Source organism: Candidatus Amoebophilus asiaticus 5a2, from assembly GCF_000020565.1.
Lineage (GTDB): Bacteria > Bacteroidota > Bacteroidia > Cytophagales > Amoebophilaceae > Amoebophilus > Amoebophilus asiaticus.
Map to the genome: position 1 here is coordinate 1,827,334 of NC_010830.1, position 14,201 is coordinate 1,841,534.

General features: G+C 35.4%; 11 protein-coding genes and 1 tRNA gene. 10 read left to right on the forward strand and 2 right to left on the reverse strand.

Annotation, left to right across the window (positions count from 1 at the left end):
* Positions 1–195 precede the first annotated feature (195 nt).
* The 5 genes from AASI_RS08490 (at position 196) to AASI_RS07315 (ending at position 6,455) form a co-directional block, all read left to right on the forward strand.
* A protein-coding gene (locus AASI_RS08490; protein ID WP_148204986.1) for an IS1-like element ISCaa4 family transposase occupies positions 196–875 on the forward strand; the annotation gives its coding sequence in 2 pieces (ribosomal slippage) (positions 196–514 and positions 514–875; 681 coding nt in all).
* A gap of 140 nt (positions 876–1,015) precedes the next feature.
* Positions 1,016–3,532 (forward strand): FtsK/SpoIIIE family DNA translocase, encoded by a 2,517-nt coding sequence (locus tag AASI_RS07300; protein WP_012473455.1) that lies wholly within the window; start codon positions 1,016–1,018, stop codon positions 3,530–3,532.
* A 45-nt stretch (positions 3,533–3,577) separates the two neighbouring features.
* On the forward strand, positions 3,578–4,222 hold the full coding sequence (locus AASI_RS07305; protein WP_012473456.1) for a LolA family protein: 645 nt from the start codon (positions 3,578–3,580) through the stop codon (positions 4,220–4,222).
* Between the two features lie 30 nt (positions 4,223–4,252).
* Positions 4,253–4,966 (forward strand): SIMPL domain-containing protein, encoded by a 714-nt coding sequence (locus AASI_RS07310; RefSeq protein WP_012473457.1) that lies wholly within the window; start codon positions 4,253–4,255, stop codon positions 4,964–4,966.
* 280 nt (positions 4,967–5,246) lie between these two features.
* Positions 5,247–6,455 (forward strand): pyridoxal phosphate-dependent aminotransferase, encoded by a 1,209-nt coding sequence (locus AASI_RS07315; RefSeq protein ID WP_012473458.1) that lies wholly within the window; start codon positions 5,247–5,249, stop codon positions 6,453–6,455.
* 402 nt (positions 6,456–6,857) lie between these two features.
* Here AASI_RS07315 and AASI_RS07320 read toward each other — a convergent pair whose 3' ends face one another.
* Positions 6,858–7,298, reverse strand: coding sequence for a hypothetical protein (locus tag AASI_RS07320; RefSeq protein ID WP_148204987.1), 441 nt, complete (start codon positions 7,296–7,298; stop codon positions 6,858–6,860).
* Positions 7,299–7,601: 303 nt separating this feature from the next.
* Here AASI_RS07320 and AASI_RS07325 point away from each other — a divergent pair, with 303 nt between their 5' ends.
* A complete protein-coding gene (locus tag AASI_RS07325) occupies positions 7,602–9,398 on the forward strand; it encodes a hypothetical protein (RefSeq protein ID WP_012473460.1) in 1,797 nt (598 codons plus the stop codon).
* 251 nt (positions 9,399–9,649) lie between these two features.
* On the opposite strand, the gene AASI_RS07330 is transcribed toward AASI_RS07325, so the two are convergent.
* Positions 9,650–9,725: transfer RNA gene (locus AASI_RS07330), tRNA-His, on the reverse strand.
* Between the two features lie 125 nt (positions 9,726–9,850).
* Here AASI_RS07330 and AASI_RS07335 point away from each other — a divergent pair.
* From AASI_RS07335 to glmS, 4 genes are read left to right on the forward strand one after another with little or no spacing between them, the layout of a single operon-like run.
* A complete protein-coding gene (locus AASI_RS07335) occupies positions 9,851–10,909 on the forward strand; it encodes a class I fructose-bisphosphate aldolase (RefSeq protein ID WP_012473461.1) in 1,059 nt (352 codons plus the stop codon).
* A gap of 34 nt (positions 10,910–10,943) precedes the next feature.
* Positions 10,944–11,789, forward strand: coding sequence for an acetyl-CoA carboxylase, carboxyltransferase subunit beta (gene accD / locus AASI_RS07340; RefSeq protein WP_012473462.1), 846 nt, complete (start codon positions 10,944–10,946; stop codon positions 11,787–11,789).
* A gap of 20 nt (positions 11,790–11,809) precedes the next feature.
* Positions 11,810–12,295, forward strand: coding sequence for a DUF4293 domain-containing protein (locus tag AASI_RS07345; RefSeq protein WP_012473463.1), 486 nt, complete (start codon positions 11,810–11,812; stop codon positions 12,293–12,295).
* A 9-nt stretch (positions 12,296–12,304) separates the two neighbouring features.
* Positions 12,305–14,140 (forward strand): glutamine--fructose-6-phosphate transaminase (isomerizing), encoded by a 1,836-nt coding sequence (gene glmS / locus AASI_RS07350; protein ID WP_012473464.1) that lies wholly within the window; start codon positions 12,305–12,307, stop codon positions 14,138–14,140.
* Positions 14,141–14,201: the final 61 nt, after the last annotated feature.

Below are 14,201 nucleotides of genomic sequence, written 5' to 3' on the forward strand. Positions count from 1 at the left end.
GTTTAATTTGGTTAATTGTCTATCAATTACTTTAGCTATACCTACTCTGCTGTATCAATTATCAAACTTTCTACAATATCCGCAGCAATAGAAGTACAACTATTTGAAATAGAAATACGATATTTAAGTATCTGATATATAAAAAATAAGGGTATTGTTAAATTGGGATAGGATTAGTAAGTTAGAGGAAAAAGTATGAATTGTCCTCGATGTAATAATACTCAAAGCTGTAAAGATGGAATTGTTAGAGGTAGACAGCGCTACCAGTGTAAAAGTTGCCGTTTCCCTTACACAGTTAGTCACAAATCAGATGTTAAACCTGTATCTACTAAGCGAAAAGCGTTGCAATTATACTTAGAAGGATTAGGATTTCGAGCTATAGGCCGTATACTCAACATAAGCTATGGAACAGTCTATCAATGGGTAAAAGCATGTGGAGATCAAGTAAGTTTACCAGAAAGACAAGATCAAGTAGATATAGTCGAGATGGATGAAATACACACATATGTGGGTTCAAAAAAGTCTACTGCTGGATATGGATAGCTGTTGATAGATTGAGCAAGCGTTTTATATCATATGTGTGTGGAGATCGCTCGACACAAACCGGATTGAAGTTATGGGAGCGCGTCAAGGATATAGGCAAGCTGTATTGTAGTGATTATTGGAAAAGCTACCAGCAGTTTATTCCAAAAGATAAACACCGACAAAGCAAATCAGAAACTTATACAGTGGAAGGATATAATAGCTTAATTAGGCACTATTTAGCAAGATTTAAGCGTAAAGGAAAATGCTATAGCAAACAGGTGCACATGATAGAAAAATCGCTCAACCTGCTAATGGCCAAGCTAAATAATCAGCTGCCTATCTTAATTTAACAATACCAAAATAAGAATAGGTAAGATTTCCTTCTTTTTAATGTGGCTGCCAGAAGTATTTTATCCATTATATATTTTCTGTTACCTTTGTCAGACTATGCTTATAAAGCTATTCCACTGAATAATTTCTCTAAATTAATATGGCAACTGTACAGAATACCTATAAAGGAAAGAACGACACACCCAGCAAAAAGAAAAGAAGATTTACATTACCTAGCTTTTCTATAGACCATCGTCTAAGAGTGGCAATAGGTATTCTAATCCAAGGAATAGCGTGCTTTTTATGTATTGCCTTTATTTCACATTTTGTACATGGGAGATTTGACCAGGGAGTCTTAGAATCAGTTCAAGAACTAGGCATAAAAAACGCTGGAAAACTTATGCATAACTGGCTAGGTATTGTGGGAGCTATGGCTTCCTACTATTTTATGTTTAGATGGCTAGGCATAACCGCCTTTCTCATCATTCCTCCACTTTATCTACTAGGTGCTAAGTTTACTCAAAGCAGATTTTGGAAGACTTGGAGTCTTTATCGGGCAACTGCTTTTTCTGTGTTTGGCATACTTTGGGTAAATGTAGCATTGGGCTACATAGCTTTATTATTCCCAACCAAAGAACTGTTTGATAATTTATTGGGTGGTGTAGCCTTTGAATTAGGTATACTATTTGATAGTCTGCTGGGCTGGGGTACCCTTATCTTTTTATGTACAGTTTTATTAATATTTATCATTTACTATTTTAATATTACTTCATTTAGAAATTTATTTCCTTTTATTAAGACAAGTTCTTCCAAGATCGAACCTATACAAAAGACATCACCGCTTTCTACTTCTACACAAACCAGTAATCCTACAAATGCATCATTTAGTAGATTTCTAGAGCCAGAAGAAGAGTTAAAAGAAACGGATGATGAATATAAAGAATCAGAAGAGGAGGAAATAGAAAATTCCAAACATGCTTATTTAAACGAGAAAATATATGCTAATACTTCTGCCGAAGTACCTTTGTCTATCGTAGATACTACTGTATCAGAAGAAGATGCACCATCAAAGTTTATAGAAGAAAATAATAGCACTATTACTACAAATCACAGTGCTCTATTGCATGAAAACAAAAAAGACCTTAGTACAGAAAATACATTAGAAGATTATGATCCAAAGCTAGAGCTTTCTGCATACCACTACCCTACTGTTGACTTATTAGAGGTCAGAGAAGCTCTTAAAAAAGAAGTTAGCCAAGAAGAGCTTGAGCAAAACAAAGATAAAATTGTAAAAACGCTAACCGATTTTAAAATTGGGATTTCTAGTATAAAAGCCACTATTGGGCCAACTGTTACCTTATATGAAATTGTACCAGAAGCAGGCGTTAAAATCTCTAAAATTAAAAATTTAGAAGATGATATAGCACTTAGCTTAGCTGCATTAGGCATCCGTATTATTGCTCCTATCCCTGGCAAAGGGACTATTGGTATTGAAGTACCTAACAAAAATCGAGAAATGGTACCTTTTAGAGATATGTTGCTGAGCGATAAATTTTTAAAAAGTAACATGGAATTGCCTATTGTATTAGGCAAAAGTATTTCCAATGAGGCAGTAATAGTAGATTTAGCACGTATGCCTCATGTGCTTATTGCAGGTGCTACTGGGCAAGGAAAATCTGTTGGTTTAAATGTATTGCTTGCATCATTGATTTATAAAAAGCATCCTTCACAACTCAAACTAGTGTTGGTGGACCCAAAAAAAGTAGAACTATCGCTTTTTAGCCACTTAGAACGTCACTTTTTAGCCAAGCTTCCACAAAGCGAGGAACCTATTATTACTGAAACAAAGAAAGTAGTCCATACCCTTAACTCGCTATGTTTAGAAATGGATCTTCGCTACGAATTACTGAAGCAAGCAGGCACTAGAAATATTAAAGAATATAACGACAAATTTGTCAAACGTAGGCTTAACCCAGAAAAAGGACATCGCTTTTTACCTTATATTGTATTAGTTATTGATGAATTTGCTGATATGATGATGACAGCAGGTAAAGAAGTAGAAATGCCTATTGCTAGGTTAGCCCAGCTAGCTAGGGCCATTGGTATACATTTGGTGTTAGCTACCCAACGGCCATCCGTAAATGTTATTACTGGTATCATTAAAGCCAACTTTCCTGTACGTATATCGTTCAGGGTTACTTCTAAAGTAGATTCTAGAACTATATTAGACACAGGTGGTGCAGAGCAATTGGTAGGACAAGGAGATATGCTACTTGCCATGAATTCATCTATCATTCGGTTGCAATGTCCTTTCTTAGATACACATGAGATAGAACATATTTGTGATTATATAGGTGCTCAGCGCGGTTATGAGTCAGCTTATATGCTACCTGCTTATGAGGAAGATGAGGACGATAGCAGAGCAGAGCTAGACTTAGGAGACATTGATCCACTTTTTGAAGAAGCAGCTAGACTAATTGTAGCACACCAACAAGGAAGCACCTCACTGATACAAAGAAAATTAAAACTCGGCTATAATCGAGCAGGCAGACTAATAGATCAGTTGGAAGCAGCTGGTATTGTAGGACCCTTTGAAGGAAGTAAGGCAAGAGAAGTATTAATAACGGATGAACGCAGTTTAGAAATGATTCTTCGTAGTCAGCAAGAGAATGTATAAAATAACTATCAAGCAACAATTACTAACTATATAAAAGCTAGAAACATGTATAAGAAATTAAGTTGCCTGGTTTTTATATTATGTTGCTATTCATCTCCTAGCCTGGCAAAAATCAAACCACATAGCCAAGCAAGAAAAGTATTAGCGAACATTAAAACGCCCAACAGCTTTCAAGCAGATTTTATTTATACTAGACAAGAAAAAGATGCTGAAGAGCCACAACAAATAAAAGGGAAGGTATGGGCAAAAGGCAATAGATACAAAATTGTATTAGACGAGCAAGTTGTAATTAGTAATGGAGAAATTGTATGGAATTATTTACCAGAACTTCATGAAGTACATATTAATAATTTTGAAGATGAAGAAGCAGCACTATTTTCTCCGATACAACTTATGCATATACACCAGCAAGGATTTATACCTATTGCTTTGAAGTCCATTACCATTGATAAAATAGAGTATGATATATTGGAATTAATAGCTAGTGACCAAGATAATTTTATTAAACACCTTAGCTTAACTATTGGAAGAAAAAGTCATCAAATAAAGCACATTAAAGCTTTTGATAACAATGAGATAACACATAGCTTTATGATCATGAATGCAGTGTTAGATGTGGATTTAGAAGACAGCTATTTTGAATTTGATACAACAGAATATACAGATTTGGAGATAGTTGATTTACGATAAAGCTCTTAATTTATATTAAATTATCCTGTTATGAACAATACATTTGATACACGGAACTATGGTTTATTAAAAATCATGTTACTTAGCTTATCTTTTATTATATCCAGTGCTATCCTAGGATCTTATCTCCTTAAATCGCGCCAAAGTCAAAGAAGTGTAACAGTAAGGGGACTAGCTGAACGAGATGTGGCCGCCAATTTAGGGATATGGCCTGTCTGTTTCCGTGTAGCAGACGATGATTTAGTTATTTTAAAACAAAAAATTGAAAAGCAACGTAATGTAATCACAGAATTTTTATCCAAGCTAGGATTTAAGTCAACAGAAATTACTTATGGCGTACCTGAAATTGACGATAAAGAAGCTAGTAATTATAGAGCAGATAGAAAGCTTAGATATGCAGCCCAACTAACCATTACAGTTCGCTCCGATAATGTCGCTGGTTTAGAACAGGCATTACAAAAATCTGAAGAATTAGTTGCAAGAGGTATTGTCCTTGACGCTGATAGATGGGAACATCGCTACAAATTTATTTTCACTGAACTAAACGAGCTTAAACCAGCTATGATCCAACAAGCTACGCTAGAAGCACGTAAGGCCGCTGAGCAATTTGCTAAAGATTCAGGCAGTAAAGTAGGCAATATATGCCATGCAACACAAGGGTTATTCTCTATAGAAGATACGCATATACCTACAAAAAAGCATATACGTGTGGTAACTACTGTACAATACACACTTATAGACTAGTAATCCGCATAAACAACAATTACCTCACCCATATTATTATCTAAGCAAAAGATATATATTAGCTGGCTTGGCATAGCCTTAACAATAATTATTATAGTAGCTTGTATATCTCTGCCGGTTAATAAAATAAGGGTAATGGCTATATAAAAGACAAAGACAAGAATATATAACGTTTGCTCCTATATTTCCTTTCTCATAACATATAGAACTTTCAGCTTATCCATATAAATTTGTACCATTCAAATAATAGCAACTCTATACTATTTAATATAAACTAAGCATGACCGAATTTCTTTCTGACCGTATAAACCTACTACCGCAATCAGCTACCTTGGCCATGAATAAGCAATCTCAATTATTAAAAGCACAAGGTTATGATGTATGTGACTTAAGCATAGGAGAACCTAATTTCCCAACACCTCTATACATACAGCAAGCTGCCAAAGAAGCTATTGATAGCGGGTCTTACTTTACTTACTCACCTGTAGCTGGCTACCTAGATTTAAGAGCTGCCATTACAAAAAAACTAGCTAAGGAAAATAACATTATCTGTACGCCAGAACAAATTGTTGTTTCCACAGGAGCCAAACAATCTTTATCCAACCTATTTCTATGTTTATTAAACCCTGGCGATGAAGTAATTGTATATACACCTTATTGGGTAAGTTATGCTTCTATTGTACAACTAGCAGGTGGCAAGCCTATATTCTTAAAAGGAAGTAAGGAAAACAATTATGAGCCTACTAGCGAACAATTAGAACAAGCCATAACAAATAAAACAAAAGCCATTATTTTCTCTTCTCCGAGCAACCCAACAGGTTCTGTGTTATCGAAATCTTCTTTAATGGCTATAGCAGAAGTATTGGAAAGACATAAGCATGTGTTAGTAGTTGCTGACGAAATTTATGAGCATATCAATTTTACAGATGATTTTACAAGCATAGGCTCTATAGCTAGTATACAAGACCGAGTAGTTACTATTAATGGCTTTTCTAAAAGTTATGCTATGACTGGTTGGCGAGTAGGTTATTTGGCTGCTCCCCTATGGATTGCTAAAGCTTGCGAAAAAATACAAGGCCAGCTTACTTCTGGTACCTGCTCTATTTCTCAGCGAGCAGCCTTAGCTGCTTTTGATGTAGACATGCAAGTTATAGCAGAGATGCGAGCTATTTATAAACGAAGAAGAGATCTGGCTATAAAGGGTATAAGCAACCTACCAGGAGTTACATGCAATATACCACTTGGTGCTTTTTATCTTTTTCCAGATATCAGCTATTATTTTGGTTATACAGATGGAGAGCAAGCTATTAGAACTGCAGAGGACTTTTGTATGTATATTCTAAAAGAAGCCAAAGTTACTTTAGTAGATGGTGCTGCTTTTGGAGAGCCTAACTGTATTAGACTGTCTTATGCTACTTCTGATGAAGTGATACAAGAAGCTATGGAGCGTATGCAAAAGGCTTTGCAAAAGCTCTCTCCTAGTCGGTAAAGTGTACGCTATCCCAATTTTATAATATGGCGTGGCAATCGACTAATAGTATACATTAGGCTTATTATTTCTGGGCTGCCACATTATCGCTCATAAGATGACACCTTTATTATGGCGAAAATATAAATTAAGCGTAGCCATAAAGCAGGTGACATACTGATTATAATAGACTTGGTGAACTAGCGAAGAAGCACAGCATATAGGCTATAATCACATGGCCATAAGCTCTTTAATATGCAAATAAGAGAGTTACTACGAAACTAAAAATAATTGTGTGATTTGATATTATTTCTCTAAATACAATAGGCTTTCACAGGGGTTCGAAGGAAAAATTACTGTATCTGTTAAAATTCTTTTTTTCAGTTTTATTTTAAGGTTTACAAATACTAGACCAGCAAGCGTTTATTGCTTAACTTTTGTAAGCTTTTGTTGACGGCGTATATTTTCAAGCAGCTTTATCCATATTGTTAGACTTTCTATAGCCTGTTTTACATTATTTGCTTTGAAACCAGCCTCGTCCCTTACTCGCCGTAAAAGGCGTTCTATTTTTTTCTGTGCCTTTATACTACCTGCCTCTGCATCATACTGTGCTTCTCTTAAATCCTTTAGTATTTCCTTGGCGAGATACAATTGTTGGTTGGCTGCTGATGGATAACCCTTTGCCTCAGGTATTACTTTCTCTTTTAAGATATACCACTTAGACCGCCTAGTGATTTGTTGGAGCTCCTGCATTAAATTTTTCTCTTCTTCTTTAAGCTTGTTGAATTGTTGAGTCCGATTACAACTTACTACTAGCATCACTAGCAATAGCAAAGCCATCATTTCTTTTAGGCACCTTGACATGGTAATAGAGGAGTTAATTAAATGATATGTTCTTTTAATAGAAGTTAGCTATATCTCCATTATTTTACAAACTCATCCTGTGTATTTATCTCACTTTCTATTAACAATTTATTTACGCAATATCCTAATGCTGAATTGTGGTGTAGTAGGTTAGCAAAATAACACTATACCCAATACGATAACACTAAGCTTAACAATAACTATTTAGTTCATTTTCCTTGTCTTATTCAAGAGTAAATCTTAGATTATAAAGAACAAGTTTATGTTATTAACCCATAATTCTGAACACATTATTATTTTACTATGTACACTACAAAGCGCTCACAAAAATATAGCCATCAATACCTATTGTATTTACTAGGTAAATTTATAGCACTCACCCTTATACTTAATGCATCAAGATGTGAATGTAAATCAGGTACTCCCGATAGTATAGCCAGCCTAAAAATAGCAGCAGAAAGTAAACTTCTAGTAGGGAACGACCAACGTCAAATAAACATAACTTTTTCCATAGGGGATTCTGAAAACCCTGTAGAACTAAAAGATTTTAAATTAAAAGCCAGTATTGTTGAGCAAAACACTTTTTCAGGCACAACAACTGGAACTACAGTAACTTATACAAATGGTGCAAATGAAGTTAAAACTTTTTCTGCCTCAGAGCCTCTAAAAGAAACTCTAACTGAACTTGATAATGTAGTAAAAGAGCTGGACCCAGCACACCTAAAACATTCTTTCAAAGATTTCAATTTAGTACCAGATAAAGATGCTATTGAGGTAAAGTTAAAATTTGAACTTTTAAATGAAGCTGAAGAAGTTATTGACCATGTGGAAGTTAGATGGATAAAAAGTGAATTTTCTATCAACTTTCCTTACGGTTTTGCGGGACCAGAAAATGAAACTTACTTCAGTTTAAAGCCATTAAAAGAAGATATTAGAGATCTTACCAAATATAGAGTAGAGCTTAAAAGCGAGGAACCTGACGTTAGTTTTGTATTCCGTGAGTCTAAAGAACAAACAGCTACTACATTAAAAAAATTACTAAAGCGTTCTCCAACTAAAAAACTAATACAAGGGAAAGCAACTAACCAGATTATAATAGTAGCAAAGCCGACCCAAGGGAAGCTTACAGACAAGTTGACTGTTTCAGTATATCCGAGTGACGCTGCATCGAATAGCACACCCATAGCACAGGAAGAAATAGAGTGGCATGGATACATTAAAACTTTCGATACAGAAAAAGAACAGCAGGATGTTGAAAAAGCTGAAAAATCAGAGCAACAATCCGAGAAGGGTTTAACAGAGATCAACCAAGCGAGTGCAAATCTTGAGGCCCAAAATAAGATGATAAAGCAAGAGTATACACAAATCAAAAATAAATTTAGCCATGAGAAATCTGATAAGCTTGCAGACCTTAAGTTAAAAAAGAAAGAAATTAGCAAGGAGGAGTATAAAGACCAGAAACAAGCTATTGATAAAGATTTTAAGGAAAAGGTAAGAGCAGCAAAAGAGGAACATGATAAGAAGGAGAAGGAAATACAGAAAAAAATGAAAGAGAATAAAAAGCAACAGAAAGATCAAACAGAAAAAGTAAAAGCAGAGAATCAAGAAGTGAAGAAGGAAAAAAAGGAATTAAAAGCTGCAGCAAGAGCTGCAAGAAAACGTGAAAAAGAAAAGTATGATTCTAACGAGGCTCCTAAGTTATTACTTATTGCCAGAAAAGGATTAATTACTGATAAACCATTTATTCTTACCATTAAAAATATTGGCAGGCCTTTAGAAAACGAGGACTTAACAAATATCAAATTATGGTACGAAATAGCAGATAGCATGGGAAACACTTCTAAAGTCTTCCTTAAAGCACTAGCTGACAGTAAAGACAGTAAAGAATTAAAGCCCCAAGCCAAAATTAGCTTAACACAAGTCACTAACATAAAGAAACAAAAATTAAAACGTGGAGACTGGAAACATATAGGATTAGAAATAAATGGCATAGATTTGGTAAAAAATATGCAGATTACTCTACACTTAGAAGTTCCAAACTCTCAACAACCAGTGCCACCAGCTATAGTAGAATGGGAAGAATCTAAACTACCCAGCTAATAGCGTTACGAATCTTAAGATATATATATATCTTTCAATCCTACATATAGCCACTAGGTTATATGTAGGATTTTTATTTAAAAAAAGATATATAATAATTATACCAATCAATAACCTACCATGCTTCTACAGAAGTCCCTAGTTATATTTTAAACTACCAATTATATAATAAAGCTGACTACTGATAAAAAATAAAGACAGGCATCTTGCAAATGGCCCTTATGGGATGGGATATACTATAAGATATAAGAGGGTGAGAGACGGGACTCGAACCCGCGACCTCTGGTGCCACAAACCAGCGCTCTAACCAACTGAGCTACAATCACCATATATTTTTGTCAAAGAAAATAAATTATTGGCTAGTTCTCAATACTTTTGCAATAGATTAATGCTTAAAAAGCTAAAAAATTTATAATCACCAATTTTATCTGTGGCAATAATAAGCAAAAAATATGAATTATAGCGATATAGAGACAATTTTAGGTAAAGAAGCAGTCGATTTGCTCACTTACCAAAGCAATACCATAGATAAAAAATATCTACACCTACCTAGTCCTCACTTTTTTGAACAAATATTCATACCATCTGGAAGAAGTACACAAGTACTTAAAAGCCTTAGTGCTATTGGAAACCATGGCCGATTAGCTCATACAGGTTATCTTTCTATCTTACCGGTAGACCAAGGGATAGAGCATACAGCAGGGGCGTCTTTTGCACCCAACCCACTTTATTTTGATCCAGAAAATATTATGAAGTTAGCTATAGAAGGTGGGTGTAACGCAGTAGTTGTTACGCTAGGCACCCTATCTATTGTGGCTAGAAAATATGCTCATAAGATACCTTGTATTGTAAAAATTAACCATAATGAATTACTAACCTACCCTACTAAATACGACCAAACTCTTTTTGGCTCTGTAGAAGAAGCTTGGGATTTAGGAGCAACAGCTGTAGGAGCTACCATTTATTTTGGTTCCGAGCAAGCGAGCCGGCAGATAAAAGAAGTTGCAGAAGCATTTGAACGAGCACATGAGTTAGGAATGGCTACTGTTCTTTGGTGTTATACAAGAAACAGTAACTTTAAAACTCAACAAGAAGATTACCACTGTGCAGCAGATATAACCGGGCAAGCCAATCATTTAGGCGTAACCATACAAGCAGATATTATTAAGCAAAAATTACCCAATTCTAACCAAGGTTTTGCAGCCTTAAAGTTTGGAAAAACACATCCTAATATGTACAGTAAACTTACTTCAGCACATCCTATTGATATGTGTCGCTACCAAGTAGCTAACTGTTATATGGGACGAATAGGCCTTATAAGTTCTGGAGGAGCTTCAGAAGGAGATGGGGACTTGACGGAAGCAGTCAAAACAGCTGTTATTAACAAACGAGCGGGTGGCATGGGGCTTATTAGTGGTAGAAAAGCGTTCCAACGTCCTATGCAAGAAGGAATCGCCTTACTACATGCCATACAAGATGTATATTTAGAGTCTAAAATTGATATAGCATAATTAATATAGAAGATTAAATTAACTACACTTACTTATGGCTTGGTTTAGAAGAAAACAAAAGGGAATTTTAACCCCAACTGAACATAAAAAAGAAATTCCTGATGGGCTATGGTATAAGTCCCCAAAAGGGAAGATTATACAAATTAAAGAGTTAAAAGAGAATGTTTATGTCTCGCCAGAAGATGGCTACCATGTCCGTATAGGATCTAAAGAATATTTCGAACTTCTCTTTGACAACAATCAATTTACAGAAATTGCCGCTAACCTTACCTCTGCAGATCCGCTTGAGTTCATAGACAATAAACCTTATACACAGCGGCTGCAACAAGCACAGCAAGACACACAACTAAAAGATTCTATTCAAGTAGGTTATGGTCCTGTAAATGGCAACAGTATGGTTATTGCTTGTATGGATTTTAACTTTATTGGTGGGTCAATGGGCTCGGTAGTAGGAGAAAAAATAGCTAAAGCTGTTGATCATGCATTAGAGCATAAAGCCCCTTTACTGATTATTTCCAAATCAGGTGGTGCACGTATGATGGAGGCCGGACTATCTTTGATGCAGATGGCTAAAACATCTGCTAAATTATTGCAATTAGCAAAAGCCAGAATACCTTATATCTCTTTACTTACAGATCCTACAACAGGTGGAGTAACTGCCTCATTTGCCATGCTAGGAGATTTTAATATTGCAGAACCAGGTGCACTTATAGGGTTTGCAGGCCCTAGAATCATTAGAGATACTATTGGAAGAGATTTGCCTAAAGGTTTTCAAACTTCGGAGTTTCTACTCGAACATGGTTTTTTAGATTTTATTGTAGATAGAAGAATGCTAAAAGCCACATTAACCAAATTATTAACCATGTTAGCCAACAACTAAGATTATTAATACAACACCTTATGTTACAACGTATACAAACTGTTTTTTTATTGCTGATAGTTATTACCATATGTATATTCCTATTTTTACCTATATGGCATAAAACCGATCTTACGACTTTGCATAGTTATACTATCTACGCCTGGCAGCTAAAAGAGCTTGATCTTGCCAAGAATCTAATACATAGTACTGTTATGCCTTATGCATTACTAGGCAGCATCTCTGTTGTAATTGGCTTGGTTGCAGTATACGAAATTATTCGATTTGATAATCGTAGGTTACAGCTTCAACTAGGTGCATTAAATAGTTTATTACTAACTGCTTTAGTAGGATTAATTATATACTTAGTTACAAAGAGTCAAACAGCATTATTACCTAATGTAGCAGGTAGTTATTGTAAATTTGGTTTCAGTATGCCTATAGTAGCTGTTATTAACAACCTTTTGTCCAATTACTTTATAAGAAAAGACGAAAAATTAATACGTTCTATTGACAGAATTCGATAAATAAAAACTATGTGCGGAATAATAGGCTATGTAGGACACAGAGAAAGTTCCCCTACCATTTTAAAAGGTTTACAAAGATTAGAATATAGAGGTTATGATAGTACAGGTATTGCTTTATTGGATGGGAACATCCAAGTGTATAAAAAAGCAGGAAAAGTAAAGGACCTAGCAGCCTATATAGCTAATAAGCCATTACATAGCCATATTGGAATGGGCCATACCCGTTGGGCTACCCATGGCATTCCCAATGATATAAACGCTCATCCTCATTTATCTAATTCTGGCAAGCTGGCAATTATCCATAATGGCATTATAGAGAACTATAATACCCTTAAACAAGAGCTGCTAAAAAAAGGATATGTATTTACAAGTGATACTGATACAGAAATACTTATCAACTTTATTGAAGACATCCAGTTATATAATGACTGTTCTTTAGAAGAAGCTGTCAGGTTAGCGTTGCACAAAGTTATAGGCGCCTATGCTATTATCATTATGTCTGAAGAGCTGCCTAATACACTTATTGCCGCTAAAAAGAGCAGTCCACTTGTAATAGGTATTGGGAAAGATGAGTTTTTTATTGCTTCTGATGCTACTCCTATTCTAGAATATACAGACCAGGTGGTTTATCTTAATGATTATGAAATTGCTATTATCAAGGATGGCCAATTCTTTTTAAGTGATAGCAAGAATGTGCCGTTGACTCCATACATACAAAAATTAGATATGGAGCTAGAAGCTATAGAAAAAGGAGGCTTTGAGCACTTTATGCTTAAAGAAATATTTGAGCAACCCACTTCTATAGCAGATTGTATGCGTGGGCGGCTAGATATAGCACAAAAGAGCATTAAACTAGGGGGTATTGAAGCATATATCAACCAACTGATTTGTGCACCTAAAATTACTATTGTAGCTTGTGGCACATCTTGGTTGGCCGGTGTCGTGGGCGAATATGTGATTGAAGAATTCTGCAGAATACCTATAAAAGTAGAATATGCGTCGGAATTCAGATACCGAAATCCTATTATCAAACCAGGGGATATTATAATAGCTATCTCTCAATCAGGAGAAACGGCCGATACATTGGCTGCTATCGAACTTGCACAAGCAAAGGGAGCTACTGTATTAAGTATATGCAATGTAGTAGGCTCTTCTATTGCCAGAACTACACAAGCAGGCATTTATACTCATGCTGGTCCTGAAATAGGTGTAGCTAGTACCAAAGCTTTCACAGCTCAAATTACTGTGCTTATACTCCTAGCTTTATCATTAGCTCAGCAGCGAAAAACTATTATGCAAGCTTCCTTTGAAGAACTCATTGATGAGCTAGCGAATCTTCCTGATAAAGTAAAAACCATGCTTCAACAGGAATGTAAGATTAAAGGATTGGCTAATCTTTTTAAAGATGCAACTAACTTTTTGTATTTAGGAAGAGGATACAATTATCCTGTAGCGCTAGAAGGTGCTTTAAAGTTAAAAGAGCTTTCTTATATCCATGCCGAAGGATACCCTGCTGCAGAAATGAAGCATGGACCTATTGCGCTTATTGATGAAAATATGCCCGTAGTATTTATTGCTACACAGGATAGAACCTATGAAAAAATCATTTCTAATATACAAGAGATAAAAGCTAGAAAAGGAAAGATTATTGCTATTGTTACACAAGGAGATGAGCGGGTGAAACAGCTTGTAGATTATGTAATAGAGGTTCCAGCTACTCATGAAGCGCTCATGCCCATTATATCGGTAATTCCTTTACAATTACTCGCGTACTACATAGCCGTAGAAAAGGGTTGTAATGTAGACCAACCAAGAAATTTAGCTAAATCAGTGACAGTAGAGTAAATGAATTAGCACATAATAACCATCATTTCCCTTGCTGGCTTGTGTCAGAATTGATATAAAG

What these genes read in the sequence shown, in the direction of transcription:
- AASI_RS07300 (WP_012473455.1), top strand. Translation starts at nt 1,016, where the DNA reads ATGGCAACTGTACAGAATACCTATAAAGGAAAGAACGACACACCCAGC.
- AASI_RS07305 (WP_012473456.1), top strand. Translation starts at nt 3,578, where the DNA reads ATGTATAAGAAATTAAGTTGCCTGGTTTTTATATTATGTTGCTATTCA.
- AASI_RS07310 (WP_012473457.1), top strand. Translation starts at nt 4,253, where the DNA reads ATGAACAATACATTTGATACACGGAACTATGGTTTATTAAAAATCATG.
- AASI_RS07315 (WP_012473458.1), top strand. Translation starts at nt 5,247, where the DNA reads ATGACCGAATTTCTTTCTGACCGTATAAACCTACTACCGCAATCAGCT.
- AASI_RS07320 (WP_148204987.1), bottom strand. Translation starts at nt 7,298, where the DNA reads ATGTCAAGGTGCCTAAAAGAAATGATGGCTTTGCTATTGCTAGTGATG.
- AASI_RS07325 (WP_012473460.1), top strand. Translation starts at nt 7,602, where the DNA reads ATGTACACTACAAAGCGCTCACAAAAATATAGCCATCAATACCTATTG.
- AASI_RS07335 (WP_012473461.1), top strand. Translation starts at nt 9,851, where the DNA reads ATGAATTATAGCGATATAGAGACAATTTTAGGTAAAGAAGCAGTCGAT.
- accD (WP_012473462.1), top strand. Translation starts at nt 10,944, where the DNA reads ATGGCTTGGTTTAGAAGAAAACAAAAGGGAATTTTAACCCCAACTGAA.
- AASI_RS07345 (WP_012473463.1), top strand. Translation starts at nt 11,810, where the DNA reads ATGTTACAACGTATACAAACTGTTTTTTTATTGCTGATAGTTATTACC.
- glmS (WP_012473464.1), top strand. Translation starts at nt 12,305, where the DNA reads ATGTGCGGAATAATAGGCTATGTAGGACACAGAGAAAGTTCCCCTACC.